The sequence below is a fragment of the Rhodoblastus acidophilus genome, from assembly GCF_900187365.1.
Classification (GTDB): Bacteria; Pseudomonadota; Alphaproteobacteria; order Rhizobiales; family Beijerinckiaceae; genus Rhodoblastus; species Rhodoblastus acidophilus.
On sequence record NZ_FYDG01000023.1, the window covers coordinates 1 to 24,099 of the forward strand.

Consider the following 24,099-nt stretch of genomic DNA (forward strand, 5'->3'; position numbering starts at 1 on the left):
GCCGGGCGGGCGAGGCGAAGGGCCTTGCCTTCGCGCCGGGCGAAGGCTTGCGCGGCGACGATCAGTTGAACGCCGCTCAAATCGACAAGCGCATCCTCGTCGATGACCAACGTAAGACGACCCGCCTGGGTCAGATGGCCAAGCAGGTCGTCCTTGAGGTCGGAAATATTACGAATCGTAATATTGTCGCCAAAACTGATGGTCGGATCATATAAATCGTCGCACGAACGCGCCATGGAATTACGCTCCAAAACATGGCGTCATAGTCGTGAATACGCGTGAATATTGTCTTAAATTTCTTAGTATCGCATTGCTGAATATGTAGAATCGAGTTAATAAAGAGATCGTTTACATTACCATTGGTCAATGTAAATCTATAACATAGCGCGTTGTTGTATTACCTTGGTAAGGGGTGCTGAAAGAGGCCTTCCATATCGGCTTCAGCGGCGACGTTCGGGGGCAGGCCCCAAGCCGCGTGGCGACTGGCAGGTTGAGAAAGACGGTCCGTCACCGACGCCGCCGCGCGCGAGCGCTGCGATCTGGCGCAGGGTCAGGCTCGATTGTCGCGTGATTTGAAGGTGTGGACGCCTCATGCCGTCCTTGCTGAACACCAGCCGGCGCAAGGCGATCGTCTCGGGATCGCGCGTCGACGCGCCGAAGGCGGTCTGGATTCGCGGCCGAGCGGCGAAACCGCGCGCAAGAGTTCGGCCCGCGCCGCATCGACGATGATGACCAAGGCTTCGTCAGAGGGCGAACCTGCGGGGTCCGCGACGGCGGACCCGCGGGCCGTCTGTGCGGCAAAGGCTTAGGACGCCTTGCGGCCGAGAGGCTGTCGCAGCGCCTTCGCAATCTCCGCCTCCAATTGATCTTGCCGATAAGGTTTGGAGATTCTCGGCAGCGACACGGGCGAGCCCGGTGGAATGTCCGCGTATCCGGTCGCGAGCAAGATCGGAAGGTGCGGCCGGATTTCCCTTGCCGCAACCGCAAGCTCCCCGCCGTTCATTTTGGGCATGGAATAGTCCGTGACCATGAGGTCGACGGACGGATCATTTCTCAAGATTTCAAGCGCTCGCGCGCCGGAGTTGGCCTCGATGACGTCGTGGCCGAGATCCTCGAGCATGCAGACGGTGCTCATCGCGATAAGCGCGTCGTCGTCCACCACAAGGATCGTCATCTTTCCCGATTTTTCCTTCGTTTCGTTTTGCAAAGGCTTTTCTTCCCTCACGATGGCGCGGGTGACCGGCAACAGAAGTTCGGCTTGCGTGCCACGGCCGACCTGGCTCGTCAGCCGGAAGGCGCCATTCAATTGCAGCGCCAATCCCTGCACCATGGAGAGCCCAAGGCCCGTGCCCTTTCCAAGCTCCTTGGTCGAGAAGAACGGCTCGGTCGCCCTTTGCAAGGTTTGCGCGTCCATCCCATGTCCGGTGTCGCTCACGATCAGGCGGACAAAGCGTCCTCCGCGCGTTTCGTCGGTGGCGGGCCTGTCGACCTGGTCGATGGCGATCGAAAGGCGTCCGCCGTCCGGCATGGCGTCCCGCGCATTGATGACGAGGTTGAGCACAGCGAGCTCCATCTGGTTGGCGTCAACCAAGGTCGGCGGAATGGCGGACGGAAGGTCGAGGCGCAGCTCGATGTGCGAACCGGCCGAGCGTTCAATCAGATCGGTCGCTCCTCGAACGATATCGGCAAGGTTTCTCGGTTCGGCCTTCAAATCCTGCCGACGCGCAAAAGCGAGAAGCCGTTGCGTAAGCGCCGCGCCCCGCTGCGCGCCCTGCAGAGCCCCGTTGATCAGGCGCGTCAGTCGCGGGTCGTCGGGCAAATGCTTGCGAAGCACGTCGAGATTGCCCATGACCGCCATTAGGAGATTGTTGAAATCGTGGGCGACGCCGCCCGTCAACTGGCCGATCATCTCCATCTTTTGCGCTTGCCGCAGCTGCTCCTGCGCCCGTTCCTTCTCCGAGATTTCGACCAGAACGGCGGCGTGCGCCTCTTTCAACTCGGCCGTTCTGGCCGTCACGCGCTGCTCCAGCGCTTCATTGAGCCGGGCCAGGGCTTCCTGGCCCATCCTTCGATCGGTGACGTCCGAACATACCCCCACCAAACAGGGATGACCGCCGCACCGGTCCCAGACGAGGCGCGCCCGGATCTCGGCCCAGTGCAGGCTTCCGTCCGGCCAACAATGCCCGCACTCGACCGCAAGGTCGGAATTTTCCGCGAGAGTGACGCGCAAGGCGCGCCACATGCGGCGACGATCGTGCCGGCAAATCCTGCGCCACACATCTTGAATGGGAAAGGGTTCGTCCAGGGCGCGGCCGAACACCGCCCGGCAGACCGATGAAGCGGTCAGCGCCCGGGTCTTCAAATTCAGCTCCCACGCCCCGAGGTGGCCCGCAAGCAGGGCCGTGCGCAGGCGCTCCTCGCTCTCATGAAGTTCTTCAATGTGGTCGCGGGCTTCGAATTGGCGCTGCCGGCCCTTGAAGATCGTGCGGATGACGCTGACAAAGGTGGCCGGACGAAATGGCCGTTCCAGCAGCGTGACATTGCCGGAAATCTCATGTAGCGCCGTGGCCCCCGAGCTGCGTTCCGAAGCCGTCGTCCGATGGGTCAAGATAATGAAGGGCAAATCCGACCATGTCGGCTGCGCCGCAACGCGGACGCCGACGCCGCGCAGATCGGCGAACCGCAACGCTTCCTCCGTGACGAGAGCGAAACAGGCGTTCTCGTCCAGTCGGCTCTCGAACTCGCCAATGTTTTCACAGATGACCGACTGGACCCCGGCGCCCTCCAGCAACATGCGCGCAACCGCCGCGTCCCGGCCATGCGGGGCGAATATCACCGCTCGGGTCGTGACTGAATCAGGAATAATCGTCTCCCGCCAACGGCTCTGAGAGAAGCGGTTGCGCATCGCCAGCAAAGGCTGGAACGCCGCCAAGGGCTCCCTCGAATTTGCGCAGCGGGTCGCCAAGCCTGACGCCGCCCTGGGTGATGAGAAACTCCCGAATGGTGTCTTCGTGGCTGCCCATCCGCTTTTTTACGATCGAAACGGCCCGGCGCACCCGGCCCAACGTCTCGAAGTAGCGAAGCTGAATCACCGTGTCGGCGAGATAGGTGACGGCGACCGGCGTCTCCACTTGGCCTGCCATGCCGCGCTGCGCAATCGTCAGGAAGCTGTTGGCGCCCTGCCGGTTCAGGTACTGCAGCAATTCATGGATATGCAGGATGAGCGCGTTTTCCTCCGGCATCGCGGCGCGATAGCCATTCAGGCTGTCGATGACGATTGTCTTGGCCTGCGCCTGGTCGACCCGGTGGCGGACCCGATGCGCAAATTCGCCCGGCGACATTTCCGCGGCGTCGAGTTGCTCGATATGCAACAACCCGGCGTCGCGCAGACCCTCAAGATCAAAGCCGATGAGCTTCGTCCGATCGAACAGCAGGCCGAGTTCTTCATCGAACACGAAGACCGCGGCCTTCTCGCCGCGCCTGCAGGCGGCCGCCACGAACTGGAGTGCGAAAGTGCTCTTGCCCGCGCCGGCTGGCCCCACGATCAACGTGCTTGATCCTTGTTCGACGCCGCCGCCCAGAAGCGCATCGAGTTCGGCGATATCGCTCTTTCTCTGGTCGCGCACAAAGCTTGTGCGATGCTCGGCTGCGACCAGCCTTGGAAAGACGGCCACCCCGCCCGTCTTGATCGAGAAATCGTGGTAGCCGCCGCGGAAGGCGGTCCCGCGATATTTGGAGACGCGCAGCCGTCGGCGTTCGGCGCCAAAGGTCGGGGCCATTTCCTCCAGCATGATGACGCCTTGCACAATGCTGTGCGCGGTTTTGTCGGAGGTTTCCGTCGTGCGGTCGTCGAGCAGCAGAACGGTGGCGCCATGTCGCGCGAAATAGTGCTTGAGCGCCAGAATCTGTCGCCGGTAGCGCAGCGAACTCTGCGCCAGCAGGCGAATCTCTGACAGGCTGTCCAGAACGACGCGGCTGGGCTTCACGCGTTCAAACGCCTGGAATAGCGAGGTTATGGCTTCGCCGAGTTCGAGGTCGGACGAATAGAGCAGGCTTTGCTGCTGATCCGCATCCAGCAGGCTTTCGGGCGGAACCAGTTCGAACACCTCGATCTTCTCGCCGAGGATCCAGCCGTGCGAGGCCGCGCCATTGCGCAATTCCTGCTCGTTTTCAGACAGGGTGACATAAAGGCATTGCTCGCCGGCCGCCGCCCCTTCCAGCAGGAAGCGCAGCGCAATGGTGGTCTTGCCCGTGCCGGGATTGCCTTCAAGAAGAAACACATGCCCGGCGGTCAGGCCGCCGGCCAAGATCTCGTCAAGTCCGGGCACGCCGGTTCGGGCCTTGGCCTCCGAACCGTTTTCATTCCGCATCGCTCGCCCCCATTTTCCGGACCACCGTGTCGACCAGTTGTCGCGAGGGGATGCGACTCAGGACGGACGCGAGGTCTGATTTCGTGCGTTGCAGCTCATATTGATGCTGGCGATCCAGCCAGAACTGCGATGAGACGCCGCAAAACTTCTCCAGCCTCAACGCCATTTCCGTGGTGATGGCCGCATTTCCGGCGAGAATGCGGTGAAGCGTTTGACGCGTGACGACAAGATCCCGCGCCGCCTGGCTGACGGACAGGTTCAGGCCGGGCAGCACATGTTCGCGCAAGAGCGCTCCGGGATGTCTGGCCTCCTGGCGAGCCGGAGGCGCATGATCGGCATGTCGTGTCATCATCCTCTGTAACGCGCGACGCGACAGCAGGTTCCCAGCGTAAGACCATATGGCGCGTTCCGCGTCCTGCCCGTCGAAACGGCCTGGCGTCTGCTCAGTCCCGCCAGTCAGGGCGGAACTTGCGCGCCGCCGTGGAACTGGCCGCGCGGACTGACGTTGCACAGCTGAAGTCCGAATCCGGAGCCCCGGTCGACATGAGCGACAAGGAGCGTCCGGAACCGGGCCGCCACGACGTTCTTATGGGAGCGCGCGACGAATGACTGTTCAAAATCAAAAACTGGCTCCAGAAATTCTTGCCGGCTCCCCGCTGGAGCTGGGCGCCACCCCGGTCGAGGGCGGGGTCAATTTCGCGCTGTTTTCCGGCGCGGCGGAGCGGGTCGAACTCTGCCTGTTCGACCCCAGCGGCAAGGTGGAGATCGCGCGCGTCGATCTTCCCGAATACACCAACGAGATCTGGCACGGCTTCGCGCCCGGCTTGAAACCCGGCCAGCTCTATGGCTATCGCGTGCATGGGCCGTTCGCGCCGGAACACGGCTTGCGGTTCAATCCGAACAAGCTGCTGCTCGACCCCTATGCGCGGCGGCTGCACGGCGAGCTGAAATGGGACGCGGCCGTTTATGGCTATGACATCCACGCCAAGGATCATCCCGATCTGACGCGCAACGAGTCCGACAGCGCGCCTTTCATGCCGAAATGCGTGGTGAGCGATTTTCACGCCGATCCGCAGGCGCCGGGCAAGCCGCGCGTCGACTGGTCGCGCGCGATTTTCTATGAAATTCACGCGCGCGGCGCCACCATGCTGCATTCCGCCGTGCCGGAGCAGATGCGCGGGACCTTCGACGGCTTCGGTCACGATGCGCTCGTCTCCTACATCAAGAGCCTCGGCGTCACGTCCGTCGAACTGCTCCCCATCCATGCGTTCCTCGACGACCATCATCTCGTCGAGAAGAACATGCGGAACTATTGGGGCTACAACAGCATCGGCTTCTTCGCGCCGGAGCAGCGCTATCTCGGCGCTTCGGGCTTGGCCAGTTTCCGCGACATGGTGAGGAAGCTGCACGACGCCGGCCTGGAGGTCATTCTGGACGTCGTTTACAATCATACCGCCGAAGGCAACGAGCGCGGGGCGACCCTCAACTTCAAAGGCATCGACAACGCCGCCTATTACCGGTTGATGCCGCATGAAAAGCGCTTTTACATCAACGACACCGGCACGGGCAACACGATCAACACCGGCCACCCCCGCGTGCTGCAAATGGTGTTGGATTCGCTTCGCTACTGGACCGAGACGATGGAGGTGGACGGCTTCCGCTTCGATCTCGGAACGATTCTCGGGCGCGAGCCGGATGGGTTCGATCCGCGCGGCGGCTTCTTCGACGCCATCGGCCAGGACCCGACGTTGCGCAAGGTGAAGCTGATCGGCGAGCCGTGGGACATCGGCCCCGGCGGCTATCAGGTCGGCGGCTTCCCGCCCGGCTGGTCGGAATGGAACGATAAATACCGCGACACCTTGCGCGCTTATTGGCGCGGCGACGACGGCGTCACCCGCGACATGGCGGCGCGCGTGCTTGGCTCGGCAGACGTCTACGACCATTGCGGTCGACGCCCGCACGCCAGCATCAATTTCCTCACCGCCCACGATGGCTTCACACTCAACGATCTCGTCAGCTACAACGAGAAGCACAATGAGGCCAATGGCGAGGATAATCGCGACGGGCACAGCGACAACCGCAGTTGCAACTACGGCGCGGAAGGCCCGACCGACGACGAGGGCGTCAACGCGACGCGAACGCGCCAGCGCCGCAACCTGATCGCCAGCCTGTTCCTGTCGCATGGCGCGCCCATGCTGCTCGCAGGCGACGAATATGCGCGCAGCCAGATGGGCAACAACAACGCCTATTGTCAGGACAGCGAGATCGGGTGGATGCATTGGGATAACCTGCCGCCGGAGGCGCGGGCCTTGACCGATTTCACGCGCGATCTCATCCGCCTGCGGCGCGACAACGAGATTTTGCGGCGCGCGTCATGGCGCGACGGTTGCGAAATACAATGGCTCAATCCGGGCGGCGGCGAGCAGGACGAACGGCACTGGCATGACGCCGGCGCCACCACAATCGGCCTGTGGCTGCGCAACGACAAGGTCTTGCAAGGCGCGAAACAGGTGTTGATCCTGTTTAACCCGCACGATGGCGATGTGCCGTTCAAGCTTCCGCAACGCGAGGAAAAATGGGCGATTGCAATCGACACTGCTCGCGACCGGCCGACGAATTTTCATGAACCCGCGGTCCGCGCGATTACGCTGTCGCCGCGTTCCCTTTGCGTCCTGTTCTAGCGCGTCTTCAAGCGCAGTGGAGAGCGGTTGGCGTGAAGCAAACGCGATAAAACAACAAGCTGGAACCGCGATTTTCGCCTGGAAACAATGATGGCGGGGACGCCCCGCCTCACTTCTTCGAGGGGAGACGGCAAGCGGCGGCTGTCGGCGCGGTTCGGCTTGCGGCGCAGGCGCCCGGACGAGACATCGGCCGGGCTGTCGGTTCAGGCGGCGAACCCATGCGCCGCCCGAACGCGCGCGACCAAGGCGGCCGCGTCCGGGCCGGCGAGCGCCTTGCCAAAATGATAACCCTGGCCGAGGTCGCACCCCATCAGCCGGATCATTTCAGCCGTGCGCTCGTCCTCGATCCCCTCGGCGACGACCTTGAGGTTCAAACCGTGCGCGAGATGGATGACGGATTGGACAATGAAGGCGCTTTCCGGATCGTCGAAAATGATCTTGGTGAACGAGCGGTCGATCTTCACCTTGTCGATCTTGAACTGCCGGAGATGGTTCAGGCTTGAGAATCCCATGCCGAAATCGTCCAGCGCAACTTTGACGCCGGCTGCGCGAAGGCGCCGAATGACGTCGCGAACCGCATCGACGTCGCCGATCAACGCCGTTTCAGTGATCTCGATCTCGAGCTTGTCGGGAGCGAAACCGTGCGTGTGCAGGCGCGCCAGCAATTCCTCTGGAAAATCGATGTGCCGCAATTGCGACGGCGACACGTTCATGGAGAGAACGAGATCTTGGGGCCAATGCGCGGCGTCCAGGCAGGCTTGCGCGAGCAGGTCGGCGAAGAGGTTGAGAATCAGTCCGCGGCGCTCGGCCACAGGAATGAAGATTTCGGGCGACACCTGGCCAAGTTGCGGATCGCGCCAGCGCGCGAGGATTTCAAAACCGCGAAGCTTCCTGGTGTCGAGATCGACGATGGGCTGGTAATGCGGCGCGATTTCGCCAGCCGCCAGCGCCCGGCGCAGCGCATTTTCGAGTTCCGCGTGGCGGCGCGCGTCGACTTCCATTTCCGGTTCGAACAGGCAGATGGAATCCTGGCTTTTCTTGGCGCGATACATGGCGATGTCGCCGGCGGATAGCAGTCCGGCCGGATCCTTCATCCTCTTCGAGAGGGCCACGCCGATGCTGGCGCCGATCTCGACGCGAAGGTCGCCGACGAAAATGGGCGGGCGCAGCGCCTCGATGATGCGTTCGGCCAGAGCGCACGCGGGTTGAGGGTTGTCGCCGGTCAACGGCATGATCATCGCGAATTCGTCGCCGCCGATCCGCACCGCCAGACCCTTGGGCGGGGCCACGGTCCTGAGGCGTTCCGCAACGGCGCAGAGCACGAGATCGCCGACCATGTGGCCGTGGAGGTCGTTCACCGGCTTGAAGCGGTCGAGATCGACGATAAGCAGCGCGCAGCCGTTGTCCGCTTCATGATCTCCGCCAAAAAAGGCGCACAGTTTCGAGGCGAGCGCCCGGCGGTTGGGCAGTTTGGTGAGGGGATCCTGGTGCGCCATGGCTTCCGCGGCCCTATGCGCCACCTTGGCTTGGCCATGCGCATGCTTCAGCTCCGCGAGATTGGAGCGGAAGACGCCGTAGGCGGCGGTCAGCCGGGCGATTTCGTCACGTCCTGGCCGTTTGGGGAGCTCGATGTCGGTCCGCCCCCGGGCGAGAGCGGTCAGGGCTCTTGTGATATTGCTCAAGGGCGAGAAAATATTCCGGCGCGCCCTCAAGTACAGAACCAGCGACGTGAGCGAAGCGACCAGGGCGGCGGCGATCATGGTCATCATCATCGATTGCGACAGCGCGTTGGCGGCCGCGACCTCGCGTTCGATCCGATCTTGATTGTCCGCGATCAGCCGGTCCATCGCCTCTTCGGTCGCAATGAAAGCCTGATGGATCGGATTCCGCAGGCTGGCGTCGACACGATGATCTGCGCCGGCCGAAAATTGACGGTCGTGCAGCGCGGCATAGTCTGCCCACGCCGCGCGGAATTGATCGCGCAGGGCCGCATTGATCCGGTCCGCCGGGATCGCGTCCATCTTCTCCGCCAGCCGGCCGAGAAATTCGCGCTGTTGTCCGAGATCAGCCAAGACTTCAGCGCGTTCCCTTTCGTTCTCCGCACGCTCCAATAACACCTCGGCGAGGCGGAGATCGGGAAGATGGTCGGCCAATTGGCCGAAAAACTGAGTTTCGACGACGCCAAACTGCGCGATTGAGCGCATTCTTGCATCAATCGTGCGAAGACCGACGATGCTGAAAGACGTTACGGAAGCCACCAAAAAGCAGAATCCTATGATAACCAGAGTCATTCTGGCTTGAATAGAATTGCTCCAGGAACGGGAAACGATATCGGCGGTCATCATGCGTCAGAAATAGCATCGTCTCCCTAAGCATTCATTTAATGAATCATATAGTGCGGGCTTATCTCGTCGGCATATGCTCTATGGTAATGATGAGAAATGCTTATGCTTAAGCTTGATTCATGCATCCCTCGGAGTCCATCTGATAAGTAGGTTGCTGAGCAAAGCTTTCGCGGCATGAGGCGGACGTCGAGCGCCGTCAAAGTTGGAACGAGAATATCGGTGACGCGCGCCCGCCTCCGACGCATCTGCGGCGGAGGTTGCGGCCAGGCCCGAGGGACCGCCGATCGCGTTCGTCCGCGTGAAGGAATTCTCGCCACTTCGAAATCGAGCTTGCTCTTGTCCGAAAGTCAAGTTCACTATATGTTCCGATTTCAGCATTAGCAAACTCGCTCCTCATTCTTGAGCCATCATGGCCGACCAGATCGTCATCACCGAGAAATCCAGCCAGGCGAAGGACGTGCGCGCCGCCATCGGCTCCCGCTACGGCGACATCCTGCCCGCCGAGGGCCATCTGTTCGACCTGCTTGAGCCGGAGGAGGTCGTGCCGGAATGGAAGCGCTGGTCGCCGATCCTGCTGCGGCCCGACGGCCTGTATGGCACGCGTCCGGCGGAGGGCGGCAACAAGGCGGCCAAGCTCAAGGCGATTCGCACGGCGTTACGCAAGGCCAAGCGGGTCTGGCTGGCCACGGACTGCGACCGCGAGGGACAGCTGATCGGTCAGGAGATTCTCGAACATTACGATTATCGGGGTCAGGTCATGCGGGTGCTGTTCACCGCGCAGGACCCGCAGACCATCCGCGAGGCGTTCGGTCGCGCCAAGCCGAACTCCGAATATTCCCGAATTTACGCGGCGGCGGTGGCGCGCCGGCAGGCGGACCAGATCTACAATCTGTCGCTGACGCGCACCGCCACGGTCAGTCTGGGCAAAGGCGCGGCCGGGGTGATCGGCATCGGACGGGTGAAGACGCCGACCCTCGCCATTACGTGCCGACGCGAACTGGAAATCCGCAACTTCGTTCCCGTGGCCTATTTCGAGGTCGTGGCGAAGGCGACGGTCGCTAGCGGCGAATTTTTGCTCCGCCACGCGCCGCAGGAGCGAATGCTCCAGCGGGCCAAGGCGCAGGAGGTCGTTGACGCCGCCGCCGGTTTCGCTGGCCCGCTCGCCGTAAAGGTCGAGGAGAAACGGCAGAAGCCGCCCAAGCTCCACGACCTGCCGTCCCTGCAAAAGCTGTGCGGTTCGCGCTTCGGCTGGTCGGCGGCCAAGACACTCGAACTGGCGCAGGAGCTCTACGACGGCCAAGGCAAGAAGATCATCACCTATCCCCGCGCCGAGGTGCGCTACCTGCCGGAAAACGCCATCGGCGACGCGGAGAAGATCGTCGCCGGACTGCGCGAAGGCCAGACTTTTCGGGCGATTCCCATGCCCGAACCGTTGCAAATCCGCAGGGGCGCGGCGGGGAGTTTTTACGACAAGGGGCTTGAGGGCGCGAGCCACCACGCCGTCATTCCGAACGTCAACACCATCGGCGCCCTGCGCGACGTCTGGCCGCGTCTGTCGCTGGACGAGAAGAAACTGTTTGACGTCATCGCGCGGGCCTATCTCGCCGCGCTCATGCCGGACTTCCGCTATCGTCAGACCAGCGTGATGCTGGATGTCCGCGGCTTTCCCTTCCGCGCCGCCGGACGCCAGCCGATCGAGATGGGGTGGCGCGCGGCGTTCCCGGAGTGGACGCCTGCCAACGAAAAAGGCGACGAGGCGCAGTTGCTGCCGGCGTTGCGCGACGGCGAGTCCGCCCAGCTTTCCGATCCGAAGATCGAGGCCAAGGAGACCCGCCCGCCGCCACGTTACAACGAAGGCGGGCTCATCGAGGCCATGCAGAACGCATGGCGCTTCGTGGATGACGAAGCTTTGCGCGAGCGCCTGAAGGAAGCCAAGGGCATCGGCACGCCGGCGACCCGCGCGGAAATCATCGGCGGTCTCAAGAGACAGGGTTTTCTGACGGCGCAGGGCAAGAACATCGTCCCCACCGAGACCGGGTTGGCGTTGTTCGACGTGCTGAAACAGGCTGATCCGGACCTCGTCGATCCCGGCGTGACGGCGCGCATGGAGCACCTGCTCGATGATGTGGTCGTCGGCAAGCAGGAGATGGTCGGCGCGATTGACGCGGTGTGCGAGGTCGCCCAGCGGATCATCGGCAAGCTCACGGCGAGTTCGAGCGGCGGCCCGCCCTTGCTCGGCGGAGGCGGCTCACGTTCGCCCGCCGGCAAGACGAAGGCCCGCGCCGGAAAATTCACCCGGCGAAAAGCCGCGAAGTCCTCGCAAGGACGTTCTAAGTCGGGAGGAATTTCCCGCGAGATCCTCGACGGCGACGCGGCGTCCGAGAGCGTGGACTCGAAGATTGCCGCAGCGGGCAGGATGAGCGGCGGAAGATCGAAGAGGGCGCCGGCGAAGCGGTCTCGGTCGGCGACGCCGGACGCCGCGCCGTCTGTCGCCCACGCCCGCCCCTCGGAGTTTCGATCGGCGACGGAGACGCCTTTGCGGATCCCTTATGGCAACAAGGCGATCGCACTAGATCTTGGCGCGCGCTATCGTCCGGGCGGCTGGTATGCGCCGCCCGGCGTCGATCTCGCCGCGTTTGGGGAACGCGGCTGGCTGTTAAGAGAAACTCGGCAGGCGTGAGTTGATTATGTTATGCTTGAGTTATCGGCCTAGATGGCCGCGGTCCCGACCAGGACAGGCTTGCCGGGTTTGCAGGCTGCGACGGCGGTGAGATTGACGGTGTTTCGGAACCGGACATCCTCCGATATCGTTGAGAGGCTTGGAGGTTCCGCAATGAGCGACAAGCGCATCGTCGATCACGTCAACGACATGTATCTCGCGGTTTGGGATCTCACCGGCGCGACCGTCGGCGACTGCCTGACCGTCATAGATCTCGTCGCGCTCGTCGTCCTGTTCCCGACGACGACCATAGGATGGATCCTGTTCTTTTGCGTGTTCGCGATCGACAGGGCGTTTGACTTCATCCAGCGCAAGAATCTGTCATATTGGAACGTCAACGCGGAATGGTTCAGGTCCATGTCCGGGCTGCGTTATGTAATGATCGCCCTTGCGATTGTGGACGGCCTCTCCAGAGGACGTTTAGAATTCGTCATCGGCTGCGTCCTCACGCAATACCTGTTCTGCTGTCGCGTGCGCGAGCGGGACCCGGATCGTTTCAAGAAGCGCAAGCTGGCGAGCAATTTGGCCTGATCGACATCATGCGCCGCCTCGCGGCCGCTGGAAGGTCGCACCGTGAAATCGCCGAGCGGGTTTCCCTCATTGCCCGGACGGGGCCGGTGTTTATAGCTCTCCTGACTTTCGCCCTGCGGGTCGCCTTGCACGCGCATCCTGAGCGGTCGGCGAGAAAATGGGCGCGTCTCCACGCGGCCGCCTCTCATTAGCCTCTGATTCGCTTCAATGATTTGGCAGAAGGCGGCTCCCGGGGGCGGTTCGGCCAAGGTCATGGCAAAGAGCGATCGACACGGTGAAACGGGCGTTCGGACGAAAATGGGGCGATGGTTCGGCGGACTGCTGAATTTCATCGAGCGCAAGCCGACCGTTGCGGCCCTTGATTCATGGACGATTGAGCGCCGTCTCACCGCGCTCGTGCTGGCCTTGGCCGTTCCCCTGAACATTCTCGTCGTTGTCGTGGTCTGGCATGTCGCGTCCGCACAGCAGGATTACGCGCGCAACAGCCTGCAATACACCGCCCGCGCCGTCGCCCAGGGCGTGGACGCCGAAGTCGACAAATACATCCGTCTGGCTGACGCTCTCTCCAGGTCGCCCGCGCTGGTGAATGGAGATATCGGAACGTTCGAAGCCGAGGCGCGCGCCATTTTCGCCGATTCCAGCGACGCCTATGTCGTCGTCGGCGACCTTGACGGCCAGTTGCTGCTCAATCTCGCCGCGACGCCCGGCCAAAAACTGCCGCCGCGGCCGTCGTCGGCGGTGGCGGCGCAGCGGCTTGCGGCCAGCAAACGCGCGCCCGTCGTTTCTTCCCTGCGCCGGGGGCCGATCGCCACGGACTGGGTGTTCAGCGTCGAATTGCCGGTGATCCGGGGAGGCGAGGTGGTCCGCGCGCTTGGCGTCGTGGTGAAGCCGCAGGGGTTTGTTCGCCTCCTCAACGCGCAGTCCATGCCGGCCAACTGGTTGGCGGGGATCATCGACCAGGAGGGGCGGTTCATCGCCCGCGTTCCCGGCAACGACCGCCTGTTTGGCGCGCTCGCATCCAATGGGTTCCGGGCGAGCCGCGGCAAGGAAGGCGTTTCCGAGATCCTGTCGCTGGAGGCCAAGCCGATCGTGCAGGCGAACGCGGTCGCGAGCCTGAGCGGTTGGACCGTCGGCATCGCCATTCACACCGACGAATTGCTTTCGACCGCCCTGGGGGCGATGGCCTGGGCGGCGGGCGCGGGAGTCTTGGTCTCCACGCTGAGTCTCATTCTGGCGGCGCTGATCGCCAGGCGGATCACCCAACCGATCAAAAGCCTTCACTTCGGCGCGCAATCGCTGTTGCGCGGCGATATGGCGGATATCGATCCGAAATCGCCCGAGATCAGCGAAGTCTGGGATTCGCTGCGCCAGGTGGCGGCGGAGCGCCGTCGCGCCGAGGCCGCGCGCCGCGAAAGCGAGGAGAGATCGCAGGAAGCCCTGCGCCGGATCAACGCCGATCTGGAAACGCGCGTACGGCAGGAGGTCGAGGCGCGCGAACTGGCGCAGGCCAAGTTGCTGCAATCGGAGAAGCTTGCCGCGCTCGGCCAGCTCGCCGGCGGCGTCGCGCATGATTTCAACAACATCCTGCAAACCATGCTGGCGGGGGCCAGCCAGGTCGAGCGGCGCTCGACCGACCCAAAGATCGCCAAGGTGGCGCGCCTGCTGAACGAAGCGGCGCAGCGGGGCGCGTCGATCACGCGCCGTCTGCTGTCCTTCGCGCGCCAGGGCGAGCTTCGCCCTGAGCCCGTCGATGTCGCGGCGACGCTCAACGGGTTGCGCGAAATGATGATGGCGACGATCAGCCCTAACTATGAGCTGTGTCTGGCCGTCGCCGACGATCTGCCATGGGCTCTGGTCGACAAGGGACAGCTTGAGGCGGCGCTGGTCAATCTCATCATCAACGCGCGCGACGCCACGCCGGACGGCGGCGCCATCGAAATCAGCGCCAAGCTTGACGGTCCGCCCGATCCGCTTTGCGCGCGCGATGGGGCGCGCTTCGTGCGCTTCGCCGTCGCCGACCATGGAACGGGAATGGACGAGGCGACGGTGAAGCGGGCGCTGGAGCCATTCTTCACCACCAAGGGCTCAGGCGCCGGCACCGGCCTGGGCCTGCCGATGGCGCGCAGTTTCGCCGAACAGTCCGGCGGCGCGCTGGCGGTGGACAGCGCGCCCGGGCGCGGCACGATTGTCTCCCTCTGGATTCCGGTTGCGGCCGAAGCGGCTTTCGTGGGCGGCGCGGGCCGGCTCCCTGCCCTGACCCAATCGGAGAGGCGGCCGGCTGTCCTACTCGTCGGCGACGAGGACGCGCTGCGTCATATGCTGGCGGCGGAGCTGGCCGAGCAGGGGTTCCAGCTTGTCGAGGCGGCGGATGGGATTGAGGCGCTTCGCCTGTTGGGCGAAAATCGCGCCATTGACGTTCTCGTCACGGATCTGGCCATGCCGGGGATGAACGGCGTCGATTTGATCCGCGAAGCGCAAGCGGTCAGGCCAGGCTTGGCGGCTATCCTGATCACGGGCAATGCGATGGAGGCCGCGACCGCTTTCATGGCGAACGCCGAGGGGAAAAAGGTCGGCCTGGTGCGCAAGCCCATCGACTCCGCCGGCCTCGCCGAGCGCATCATGGGCATGGTCGCAACATCGGAAACGGGCGAGCCGTTGCAAAAAGAGCGCCCGGGCGCTCCGATTGCGTGCGACCGCCGGGACCTTATGTCGTCCGGCCGCGTTGATCCCTAAGCCATCAAGTCGCCTGCGAGGACATTGACGCGTCCCGCCTCCGGTCGGTCAGGAATTCCGTCGTCTTGAGCGACGTAACGTCAACGATCGCCGCCGCTCTTGTCCCGACGGTCCGCTTCGCGCCGCAGCCATTCCGAGAAAACCCGTATCCTCTGGGTGAAAGAAAGGGCTGGCGGCGGCCCTGGCGCCGAAAGGGCGAACCGTCCAAAACGCCCTCTTGCGCGCCGTTGGCGCGTGGAACCCGCGTTCGGGCTGGACGCTTAAATCATATCTCGTTCCGGAACATTCCCACGTTCGACGTCTGCTTGAGAGAACAACATGCCTCGTAGTCGCATTAATGCGTCGCGCCACGCCACGCGCGGCGAAGTCGTCGCCGTCAAGAACGGCCAGATCGCATGGACTGGGCCGATGGCCGAAGTCGAAGACGCGGGCGAATTTGACGCTTTGTTCTGCCACGAAGAAGACGAGGAAGAACTCGTTCATCGGCTTCGGTCCAAGTTGCAGCCGCTCTCGGAAAAGCGCTGAGGCCGCGAGCGGCGCGTCGTTCAGCCGGGTGTCCTCATCGCCGACCTGTTTCGGATCGCTCCGGATTTTGCAGCAACAGCGGCAAGATTTTGCTGGCGAGATCCGTTTGGTCCGCCACGCCGAACACCGCATTGATGTGAGCCACGGCGTCCACCAGATCTTCTCGTTCAAACTTGAGCATACGGCAAATTTCCTGGTCGGTCGCTCTCGATGTGATCAAGTTGAACACGGCCTGTTCCCCTGCATTCAGGGAGGCGAACTGCTGGCTGACGGACATCCTGATTCCTCACCGTCCGGATGAGACCATTCGTCAGATCGCTCAGAATCGACTCAAAATCAATGTTTAATATCAAATGCTTAGTAAGGCAGTTGACGCATGCGCGCGCCTTGGCGCGCGGCTCGCGGCCGCCATCGGCGCCGACAAGGCGAGTCGTGCGGCGTTTGTGGAACCAAGCCTCGTCACGCCCGTTGGCTGACATCGATGACGTCGGCCGGCGAAGCGCCTTAGGGAATGGCGGAGGCTCAGCGCTTCTCTCACCGGCGGCGACAAGGAGGACCAAGCGATGGTGCTGTTCAACGAAGACATCAAGACACTGGACGACCTGTTCGTTCACACGCTCGAGGACATCTATTACGCCGAACACAAGATCACCAAGGCTCTGCCGGACATGATCGCCAAGGCCACCGACCCGCAGCTCAAGCAAGGGTTTGAAAAGCACCTCGGCGAAACGCGCAATCAGGTGCAGCGGCTCGAGCGCGTGTTCCAGATGCACGGACGGGAGCCCCAGGCGGTCACCTGCCCGGCGATCGACGGAATTATAAGCGAGGCTGAGGACGTCGCTGGCGACACCGCCGACAAGCAGGTGCTCGACGCGGCGCTGGTCGCCTCGGCTCAGGCGGTCGAGCACTATGAAATCACGCGCTACGGTTCGCTGGTCGCCTGGGCGCGGCAACTCGGGCGCGATGATTGCGCGCAAGTGCTCGAAGAGACGCTGGCTGAGGAAAAGGCCGCGGACCAGGCCCTGACCCAAGTCGCCGAAAGCCACCTGAACGCGCGGGCCGCATCCAGCCAAGGCGCGACGTCTTCCAGCGCCACGGGTAACGGTCATTCGCGCGGGAATCAGGACAACGGCGCCGGATTGAGTCCCTACTTGCGCGGCGAAAGGCCGGTCGCGGCGGAAATGCGGCAGGGCTCCATGGCCGCCAGGGAGAACGCGCGCGTCGATCTGGCGTCCGGCCTGTCGACGAAACTTGCGGAGAATATGGAGGTGTTGGGCGCCGACGGTCAGCACGTCGGGGTGATCGATCACATCGAGGGCGCCTCGATCGAGCTGAAGAAGGACGACCCGGCTGCGCACGGGCGGCATCATTTCATTCCTCTGGACTGGGTCGCCTCCGTCGACCAGGCGGCGCGGCTCAACCTCTCCGCCGAGGACGCCTGGAACCGTTGGACGGCGGCCTGACCGTCGAGCGCCGGCCGCGCGGCGTGGCGCGCGCCCCGGCCCTGGTTTGATGCGCAAATCACGGACGCGGGCGGAAGGAGGCGGCCTCCTTCCGCCCGATCCTGTTCATCCGCTGCTGTCGCCGCCGCCGACGAACAAGTCCCGTCCAAACATGGCGCCGCCTGCACAGGGGAAATTTCGCCGGAATGTGCGCGGGCGAGTTCGCCAGCCGATCGCCGGGGCGGACGAAGGCGACGTCCTTGCCGCCGCCGGCGACCATCCTCATCGCGATTGCGCGGCCCATGCCCCGGCTCGCCCTGGCGACCACGACTTCAAATCGCCGATCATCCCGCTCTCCCTTTTCGCGCGCGCACGGCGACGCTCATGCTTGATAGGAGTCAAGCCTGGAACTACGCTCCGAAATCGCGCTCGATCGAGCGACGCGGAGAAGGCGATGTCCCTATCAGTTTTGCGCCCGGAAGCGGTTCACGACGCCCTCTCCTCGGCGCGCTTGTCTCGACTGGTCTCCGCCATTCAGCGGCTGTCCTCGGCGCGCGAACTGGACGAGATCGTGGACATCGTCCGCATCGCCGCGCGCGACATCTCTGGAGCCGACGGCGTCACCTTCGTCCTGCGCGATGGCGACTGCTGCCATTACGTTGCGGAAAACGCGATCTCCCCGCTCTGGACCGGATGTAAATTTCCCTTGTCCGCCTGCATATCCGGCTGGTGCATGGTCAATGGACGCACGGCGGTCATCCCCGACATCTATGCCGACGGGCGGGTTCCCGCCGACGCTTATCGCCTCACCTTCGTGAGGAGCCTTGTGATGACGCCGGTGCAAGCGGAAAATTCCGTGGCGGCGATCGGCGCCTACTGGGCGGAGCGCCAGACGCCCGAGCCCGAAGCCGTCGCGCTGTTGGAAACGCTTGCCCGCTCGACGGCTACGGCGATCACCAACGTCCAACTCATCGCGTCGCTGACCGCCAGCGAACAGACGGCGCGCCGTCAGCTCGAAACCCAACGCTTGCTGCTTGATGAACTGAACCACCGCGTGAAGAACACGCTGGCGACGGTTCAGTCGATGGCGCGGCAGACCTTGCGCGCCGCGCCCGATCCCGCTGCGTTCGTCGCCGGGTTCGAGGGGCGGCTTCATGCGTTGTCGCGGGCGCATGAATTGTTCACGCGGACGATTTGGACGGGCGCCGATCTGGCCGAGTTGATCGACGAACAATTGGCGGTCGGAACAGGCGGGAACGGCGAGCGGATCGGCGCTTGCGGCCCCGCGGTGACGCTTGCGCCACTGGTTGCGCAATACATCGGCCTCGTGATCCATGAATTGGCGACCAATGCGCGCAAGCACGGCGCTCTCTTGGCGCCGGAAGGAAAGGTCGAGATCGCATGGTCGGTGAAGGTGGGCGAAACGCGCGAACTTGCCTTGCGCTGGCTGGAGAGCGGCGGACCTTCCGTCCGCCCGCCCGAGAAAAGGGGGTTTGGATTGGTCATGATCGAGCGCGGGCTTCGACATATTGGGGCTCAGGTGAGTCTGACCTTCGCGTCTGCCGGCGTCTGCTGCGATGTGCGTTTGCCGCTCCGCGAAGCGACGGAATGCCGGACGCCGCCGCATTTGCCTTGAGCGCGCCGCGACGCCGAGAGGTTCGGCCACGCGTCCAAGCCATCACACATGAAAGAGGAGCGGAGATGAGGCCGCCTGCCCTATCGGCGCGGCCAGGAAGGAAAAGACCGCAGTTCTCGATCAAACGCCGGCGGCTTTGCGTGCAGCGTTTCCGACCCGGCCTTCGCGAGAGACATCGACAAAATGGGTGGGGCGAAGACTCTCGCAAACGGCATTCGTGACTCGCCCACCCTCTTCGTCAAAATCTTTTTCATCGCGTCCCGAAATGGCCGCTTTCCGCAATGTTTACGGCGCCAGTCGCCTGGGAATGTCTTCTCTCGGCCCGTTTGACAATCGGGGCCAATCCGCGTCTTACGTCGGCGTTATGCCGACGCCACGCCGACGGCCAACGCGTGCGCCGATGGAAGGCGCGCAGGACTGGACCGCGTTTCAAGGCATTTTGCGCCGCGCTGATTGGGCCGGTCGTGTTCGAACGCTTTCTCACCAATCGCGCCTTTTGTTGTCCGCGGACAACAAAAGGGTGAGCGCGAACATCCAGGCTGTTAATGTTTCATTTACCGTTTATTTCTTGCGCTCGATAGAGAATCGGCGCTTATTTGAGACGGTACTCGTCCGTTTAACGCTCAGGAACCGTCTCGCGTGAAAAATATTACGCAGCCCCACGACGAAAAGCTCCCCGAAGGGGCCGTAAGCCGGATCGGCCGACACGCGCAGGCGTTGTCGGGGCAGATGAAAGCGCTCAACGCGTCGCTGTTTCCGCCAACGTCACAAAAGACGCTGCGTTCCTTCACCTCGGGGGAGGCGGCCCGCTTTCTCGGCGTATCCGACGGCTATTTGCGTCAACTGTCTCTCGACGGCCTCGGCCCTGCCCCGGCTTTGTCCTCCGGCGGTCGCCGCTCTTATACGCCTGAGCAAATCGGCGAACTGCGCGCCTATCTTGCGGCGGCGCGGCCGAAGGAAGCGGTGTCGTTCCTCCCGGCGCGCCGGCCTGATGAAAAGCTTCAAATCATCGCCGTCGCCAACTTCAAGGGCGGCTCGGCCAAGACGACCACGTCGCTTTATCTGACGCAGTTTCTGGCGCTGGAGGGCTACCGAGTCCTCGCGATTGATCTCGATCCGCAAGCCTCGCTTTCGGCGATGTTCGGCTATCAACCGGAATTCGATATCGGGGAGGGTGAAACGCTTTATGGCGCCATTCGCTATGACGATGCGCGTCGACCGATGAGGGATGTTGTTCGCCCGACCTATTTCGCGGGCGTGTCGCTGGTCCCGGGCAACCTCGAACTGATGGAGTTCGAACATCACACGCCCCGCGCCATGGCGGAGCGCACCTTGCGCGGCGACGATCTGTTCTTTCGCCGCGTTGGCGCGGCCATCGCCGAAGTGGCCGACGATTTTGATTTTGTGGTGATCGATTGCCCGCCGCAACTTGGCTATCTGACGATGGGGGCGCTGAACGCCGCCAGCGCCATGCTGGTCACGATTCATCCGCAAATGGTCGACGTGGCTTCGATGAGCCAGTTCCTGCTGATGACATCGGACATTATGAGCGTCATCGAGGACGCCGGCGGCCGTCTTGATTACGATTTCATCCGCTACGTGGTCACGCGTCACGACCCGAACGATGTCCCAGAAACCCAGATCGTGGCTTTGCTCCGCAACCTGTTCGGCGAGGATGTGTTGGGCGCGACGGTTTGGAAGTCGACGGCGATCGCCAATGCGGGCCTGACCAAGCAGTCGCTTTACGAATTGGAGAAGGGGTCGGTTGGCCGCGCCGCTTATGACCGCGCGCTTGAATCGGTCAACAGCGTGAACAAGGAGATCCTAGACCTCATGAAGGAAGTATGGGGCCGATGAACAAGCGCACGGACACGATCCGGAATTTATTCGCCCAGCCGTCCAGCGAGGCGTTGTCCGCGGACAACAAAGATCTGGAGACGCGTCGCGTCCCCGCCGGCGCTGTCCGGACAATGAAGGAAACCTTTTCGGACATCGAGCGTGAGAATGAAGCGCTGCGCGCCCAATTCGCTGACAGCGCGCGTGTGGTCGAGATCGATCCTTCCCTGATCGATCCCTCGCCATTCGCGGATCGGTTCGCACATGACGACGACGCCTCTTTTGACGCGCTCAAGCAATCCATCGCCGAGCGCGGACAAGAAATCCCCGTTTTGGTGCGCGCACATGCCGATGGGACCGGTAGATATCAGACGGCGTTCGGTCATCGACGCGTTCGCGCGGCGCATCAGCTTGGCATAAAGGTCAAAGCCTTCGTTCGCGCCTTGACCGATGACGACCTCATCATCGCGCAGGGCGTCGAGAATTCCGCGCGCGAGGATTTGAGTTTCATCGAGCGCGCCACATTCGCCATGATGCTGGAACGCTCCGGGCGGAGCCGCGCCGTCATTCAGCAAGCTCTGGTCATTGATCGGGCGGAAGCGTCAAAGCTCATCTCCGTCGCGAAAGCCGTGCCAAATGAGATTGTCCGCGCAATTGGCAAGGCGCCGAAGATCGGGCGCAGACGATGGCAGGAATTCGCCGATGCGCTTGGCGACGCCTCAGCCTTGAAGCGCGTTCACGACGCGACGGCTTCGCCCGCTTTTGCAAAGCTCGACAGCGACCAGCGCTTCGCACGGGCTTTAGGCGCAGCCAGCCATCAGGAGGCGCGTAAAAGTTCCGCCGAGGCGCCGCTCGCGATCAAGGGTTTGGATGGCCAGGTTTTCGCCCACTGCCGTTCGAACGCCCGCGAGCTGAAACTGACAATGACGAATGCCGCAGGAGCGGAGTTCGCGAACTTCCTGATCGCACGTCTGCCGGACCTGATTCAAGAGTTCGAATCGTCTGACGCCGACGATGGCGCTACGCAACAATCCTGACCCTCTCAAGGAGATCACAGCAAAAGAAAAAGGCCCCCGAAACAGAATTCCGGAAGCCCTTCTCATAGTTCGCACCTAGAGAATCCCATTTCCGCGAATCGCTGTCAAGAGTCTCGCAAGAGATAGAGCGCCGTTTCGGCGAGCGGATTTCTTTTGCCTCGACGAAGGCAAACAGAATGGAACCGACATATCATCCCCCGACGACCGCATTCGGTCGGCGATCGTTGAAGCTCGCCCATATCGCAACGCAAGCGGCGTCGAACGCGCGCCCGCCGGAAAAAGTGGCGCACAAGTGGAACGTCTTCCGCGCGATTTGCGCGGCGCGGACGCGGCTCGGCGTATCTGAACGCGCTTTGACCGTGCTTGACGCTCTGCTGAGTTTTCACCCCGAAACCGTGCTCGCTGGCGACGGCTTGGTGGTGTTTCCCTCCAACAAGCAGCTCGGCCTGCGGGCGCATGGCATGGCGCCGGCGACGCTCAAGCGGCATCTCGCCGTTCTGGTCGACGTCGGCTTGATCCTGCGCCGCGACAGTCCCAACGGCAAGCGCTATGCGCGCAAGGACGGGGCAGGGGAGATCGAGATCGCTTTCGGTTTCGATCTTTCGCCTCTGGTCGCCCGCGCCGACGAATTCGAGGCGCTGGCCGAAGCGGTGCGCGCCGAGGAGCGGGCGCTCAAGCGCGTGCGTGAACGCATCACCATCTGCCGGCGCGACATCGCCAAGATGATCGTGACCGGCATGGAAGAGGGCGTGCCGACGCGGATCGGGGGGCAGGGGCCTGCCGATTGGATTGCGATCAACGACATGTTTCGCTCGATCGTCTGCCGTATTCCACGCACCGCGACGCGTGTGGAGCTCGAGCCCCTCGCGGAAGAGCTTTCGCTTTTGTCCGCCGAGGTTCTGGATTTGTTGAATCATCACGTAAAAACTCAAATAATGAGCCGCAGTGAGGCTCAGACTGAGCCTCACTTACAAAATTCAAACCCAAAATCCCCAATTGATCTTGAACCTAGCCTCCAAAAAGGCTGGGGGGACGATTTCGACCTCATGAACCAAGACCCCGGCGTTCCCCTCGAATTCCCCGCCTCTGATCCTGTGACCGAGGCGCGCCGGACCGTTCCACAAAAAGCTTATCCGCTGGGCATGGTGCTCGATGCATGTCCGGACATTCTCGATTACGCGCGGCAGGGCGTTCGCTCATGGAGCGAACTGATCGCCACGGCGGGTTTGGCGCGCGCCGCGCTCGGCATATCAGCGGATGCTTGGCGCGAGGCGCAGGAGGCGATGGGCGAGGCTGACGCGGCTGCGATGATTGCGGCGATCCTGCAAAAAGGCGAGGCGATCAGCAGTCCAGGCGGCTATCTCCGCGCGCTGTCGGCGAAGGCGCGCGCCAAAGAGTTTTCAATCGGTCCGGCGCTGATGGCGCTGTTGCGCGGCAAACTCGCGAAACGCGGCGCTGTTGCGTGAGCGCGCATCGGATCAAGTCTGGCGCGCAATCGGCGCCGCGCAATGGCGAAGCTAGCAGGAATTCCGCTCTTGGTGATCGTTTGCGGGCCAGCGCGCCGCGCTGGCCCGATCAGTTCAGACAGCCGGGCTTTCGCGTCGGCGACGGTTCAGTGCTGGTCCGCATTCGGCATTACCGATCCCTGGAATAGCCAGAATAGCTCTCTTGGCTATGATGCGTGGACGATCGGGTTCAAGAGGGCTTCGGCTCAAGCCGGATGGACCGATGAACTTGAAAGAGCATGTTTTCGTTAGACCGCGCCGCCGGTTTGGGCGTCGATGTATCCGCGTCGCCGTTTTGCTGCCTCGATCCGCTTGAACGCGCGGCGGGCGGCGTCGAGGTCGGCGAACGTCATGGTCTTGCACAGACCGGCGGCGCCGATCCGTCCCCAACTGCGCACCACAGCGTGCTCGCCGAACAGGGTCGACTGCAGCGCGAGATGGTAAAAACGCCACATGTTGCGGGCGGCGTCGATGCGTTGCAGGCGAAGCGGCGGGTCGGCGGGGCAGGTCATGCGCCAGGGTCGCGACAAACCCGGCTTGCGTCCAACGCATAAATTGAATCAATCGGCGCGGGATTGATTCATTTCCTCGATGACAAACCGCCGCCTCAATCGAGATCGCCGTCCTCGGCGCGTTCATCATCGTCGTCGTCGAGAAGCGGGGAGGGGAGGGGGCCGTCGCGCAACGCCGCCTTGTCGAGCAGTCCGGCGTCCTCCAGCGCCTCGAGGTCCGGGAGGTC

At 63.0% G+C, this 24,099-nt stretch carries 17 protein-coding genes and 2 pseudogenes; 11 read left to right on the plus strand and 8 right to left on the minus strand.

Annotated features, from left to right (window positions below; genetic code table 11):
* The 4 genes from CFB24_RS20180 to CFB24_RS20195 all read right to left on the minus strand — a co-directional run.
* Positions 1-236: STAS domain-containing protein (locus CFB24_RS20180; protein ID WP_088522433.1), on the minus strand; the 236-nt coding region annotated here is incomplete at its 3' end.
* Positions 237-805: 569 nt separating this feature from the next.
* Positions 806-2,932 (minus strand): hybrid sensor histidine kinase/response regulator, encoded by a 2,127-nt coding sequence (locus CFB24_RS20185; RefSeq protein ID WP_244593347.1) that lies wholly within the window; start codon positions 2,930-2,932, stop codon positions 806-808.
* A complete protein-coding gene (locus tag CFB24_RS20190; protein ID WP_088522434.1) occupies positions 2,856-4,370 on the minus strand; it encodes an ATPase domain-containing protein in 1,515 nt (504 codons plus the stop codon). Before CFB24_RS20190 ends, CFB24_RS20185 begins: the two co-directional genes overlap by 77 nt.
* Positions 4,360-4,722: a HigA family addiction module antitoxin gene (locus CFB24_RS20195; protein ID WP_338066178.1), complete on the minus strand. Its 363-nt coding sequence runs from the start codon at positions 4,720-4,722 to the stop codon at positions 4,360-4,362. The genes CFB24_RS20190 and CFB24_RS20195 overlap by 11 nt, the downstream gene beginning before the upstream one ends.
* A 253-nt stretch (positions 4,723-4,975) precedes the next feature.
* Here CFB24_RS20195 and glgX point away from each other — a divergent pair, with 253 nt between their 5' ends.
* Positions 4,976-7,051 (plus strand): glycogen debranching protein GlgX, encoded by a 2,076-nt coding sequence (gene glgX, locus CFB24_RS20200; protein ID WP_088522436.1) that lies wholly within the window; start codon positions 4,976-4,978, stop codon positions 7,049-7,051.
* Between the two features lie 203 nt (positions 7,052-7,254).
* Here the strand turns inward: glgX and CFB24_RS20205 are convergent, their stop codons facing one another.
* Positions 7,255-9,396 (minus strand): putative bifunctional diguanylate cyclase/phosphodiesterase, encoded by a 2,142-nt coding sequence (locus tag CFB24_RS20205; protein WP_088522437.1) that lies wholly within the window; start codon positions 9,394-9,396, stop codon positions 7,255-7,257.
* A 409-nt stretch (positions 9,397-9,805) separates the two neighbouring features.
* Here CFB24_RS20205 and CFB24_RS20210 point away from each other — a divergent pair, with 409 nt between their 5' ends.
* From CFB24_RS20210 to CFB24_RS22760, 4 genes are all read left to right on the plus strand, one after another.
* Positions 9,806-12,076, plus strand: a complete 2,271-nt coding sequence (locus tag CFB24_RS20210; protein WP_088522438.1) for a type IA DNA topoisomerase — start codon at positions 9,806-9,808, stop codon at positions 12,074-12,076.
* Between the two features lie 33 nt (positions 12,077-12,109).
* Positions 12,110-12,646: a hypothetical protein gene (locus tag CFB24_RS20215; protein WP_141098530.1), complete on the plus strand. Its 537-nt coding sequence runs from the start codon at positions 12,110-12,112 to the stop codon at positions 12,644-12,646.
* A 297-nt stretch (positions 12,647-12,943) separates the two neighbouring features.
* The gene (locus tag CFB24_RS20220; RefSeq protein ID WP_111390739.1) at positions 12,944-15,379 is read left to right on the plus strand and encodes a hybrid sensor histidine kinase/response regulator; all 2,436 of its coding nucleotides are present in this window, start codon (positions 12,944-12,946) and stop codon (positions 15,377-15,379) included.
* Positions 15,380-15,697: 318 nt separating this feature from the next.
* Complete coding sequence (locus CFB24_RS22760; protein ID WP_104469709.1) at positions 15,698-15,904, plus strand: hypothetical protein; 207 nt, start codon at positions 15,698-15,700, stop codon at positions 15,902-15,904.
* Positions 15,905-15,938: 34 nt separating this feature from the next.
* On the opposite strand, the gene CFB24_RS20225 is transcribed toward CFB24_RS22760, so the two are convergent.
* Positions 15,939-16,181, minus strand: a complete 243-nt coding sequence (locus tag CFB24_RS20225; RefSeq protein ID WP_088522441.1) for a hypothetical protein — start codon at positions 16,179-16,181, stop codon at positions 15,939-15,941.
* A gap of 286 nt (positions 16,182-16,467) precedes the next feature.
* Between CFB24_RS20225 and CFB24_RS23750 the strand changes: the two are divergent.
* From CFB24_RS23750 to repC, 6 genes and pseudogenes are all read left to right on the plus strand, one after another.
* A pseudogene (locus tag CFB24_RS23750) lies at positions 16,468-16,968 on the plus strand (YciE/YciF ferroxidase family protein); the annotation flags it as partial.
* A gap of 198 nt (positions 16,969-17,166) precedes the next feature.
* Complete coding sequence (locus tag CFB24_RS23755) at positions 17,167-17,367, plus strand: DUF2171 domain-containing protein (RefSeq protein WP_170068182.1); 201 nt, start codon at positions 17,167-17,169, stop codon at positions 17,365-17,367.
* A 433-nt stretch (positions 17,368-17,800) separates the two neighbouring features.
* Positions 17,801-18,982: a sensor histidine kinase gene (locus CFB24_RS20235; RefSeq protein ID WP_206605508.1), complete on the plus strand. Its 1,182-nt coding sequence runs from the start codon at positions 17,801-17,803 to the stop codon at positions 18,980-18,982.
* 729 nt (positions 18,983-19,711) lie between these two features.
* A complete protein-coding gene (gene repA, locus CFB24_RS20240) occupies positions 19,712-20,839 on the plus strand; it encodes a plasmid partitioning protein RepA (protein WP_244593345.1) in 1,128 nt (375 codons plus the stop codon).
* Positions 20,836-21,855 carry a plasmid partitioning protein RepB gene (gene repB / locus CFB24_RS20245; protein WP_088522448.1) on the plus strand — a complete coding sequence of 340 codons (1,020 nt, stop codon included), beginning with the start codon at positions 20,836-20,838 and terminating at the stop codon, positions 21,853-21,855. The genes repA and repB overlap by 4 nt, the downstream gene beginning before the upstream one ends.
* A 176-nt stretch (positions 21,856-22,031) precedes the next feature.
* The gene (repC, locus tag CFB24_RS20250) at positions 22,032-23,321 is read left to right on the plus strand and encodes a plasmid replication protein RepC (protein ID WP_088522443.1); all 1,290 of its coding nucleotides are present in this window, start codon (positions 22,032-22,034) and stop codon (positions 23,319-23,321) included.
* Here the strand turns inward: repC and CFB24_RS24110 are convergent.
* Both CFB24_RS24110 and CFB24_RS20255 read right to left on the minus strand, forming a co-directional pair.
* A pseudogene (locus tag CFB24_RS24110) lies at positions 23,213-23,455 on the minus strand (type II toxin-antitoxin system Phd/YefM family antitoxin); the annotation flags it as partial. The gene repC and the pseudogene CFB24_RS24110 sit on opposite strands and share 109 nt — an antisense overlap.
* A 153-nt stretch (positions 23,456-23,608) precedes the next feature.
* A complete protein-coding gene (locus CFB24_RS20255) occupies positions 23,609-23,872 on the minus strand; it encodes a WGR domain-containing protein (protein WP_088522444.1) in 264 nt (87 codons plus the stop codon).
* Between the last annotated feature and the right edge of the window lie 227 nt (positions 23,873-24,099).

Excerpts from the sequence above, each read along its gene's own strand:
- CFB24_RS20190 (WP_088522434.1), bottom strand. The coding sequence starts at position 4,370 with ATGCGGAATGAAAACGGTTCGGAGGCCAAGGCCCGAACCGGCGTGCCC.
- CFB24_RS20195 (WP_338066178.1), bottom strand. The coding sequence starts at position 4,722 with ATGATGACACGACATGCCGATCATGCGCCTCCGGCTCGCCAGGAGGCC.
- glgX (WP_088522436.1), top strand. The coding sequence starts at position 4,976 with ATGACTGTTCAAAATCAAAAACTGGCTCCAGAAATTCTTGCCGGCTCC.
- CFB24_RS20205 (WP_088522437.1), bottom strand. The coding sequence starts at position 9,396 with ATGATGACCGCCGATATCGTTTCCCGTTCCTGGAGCAATTCTATTCAA.
- CFB24_RS20210 (WP_088522438.1), top strand. The coding sequence starts at position 9,806 with ATGGCCGACCAGATCGTCATCACCGAGAAATCCAGCCAGGCGAAGGAC.
- CFB24_RS20215 (WP_141098530.1), top strand. The coding sequence starts at position 12,110 with ATGGCCGCGGTCCCGACCAGGACAGGCTTGCCGGGTTTGCAGGCTGCG.
- CFB24_RS20220 (WP_111390739.1), top strand. The coding sequence starts at position 12,944 with ATGGGGCGATGGTTCGGCGGACTGCTGAATTTCATCGAGCGCAAGCCG.
- CFB24_RS22760 (WP_104469709.1), top strand. The coding sequence starts at position 15,698 with ATGCCTCGTAGTCGCATTAATGCGTCGCGCCACGCCACGCGCGGCGAA.
- CFB24_RS20225 (WP_088522441.1), bottom strand. The coding sequence starts at position 16,181 with ATGTCCGTCAGCCAGCAGTTCGCCTCCCTGAATGCAGGGGAACAGGCC.
- CFB24_RS23755 (WP_170068182.1), top strand. The coding sequence starts at position 17,167 with ATGGAGGTGTTGGGCGCCGACGGTCAGCACGTCGGGGTGATCGATCAC.
- CFB24_RS20235 (WP_206605508.1), top strand. The coding sequence starts at position 17,801 with ATGTCCCTATCAGTTTTGCGCCCGGAAGCGGTTCACGACGCCCTCTCC.
- repA (WP_244593345.1), top strand. The coding sequence starts at position 19,712 with ATGAAAGCGCTCAACGCGTCGCTGTTTCCGCCAACGTCACAAAAGACG.
- repB (WP_088522448.1), top strand. The coding sequence starts at position 20,836 with ATGAACAAGCGCACGGACACGATCCGGAATTTATTCGCCCAGCCGTCC.
- repC (WP_088522443.1), top strand. The coding sequence starts at position 22,032 with ATGGAACCGACATATCATCCCCCGACGACCGCATTCGGTCGGCGATCG.
- CFB24_RS20255 (WP_088522444.1), bottom strand. The coding sequence starts at position 23,872 with ATGACCTGCCCCGCCGACCCGCCGCTTCGCCTGCAACGCATCGACGCC.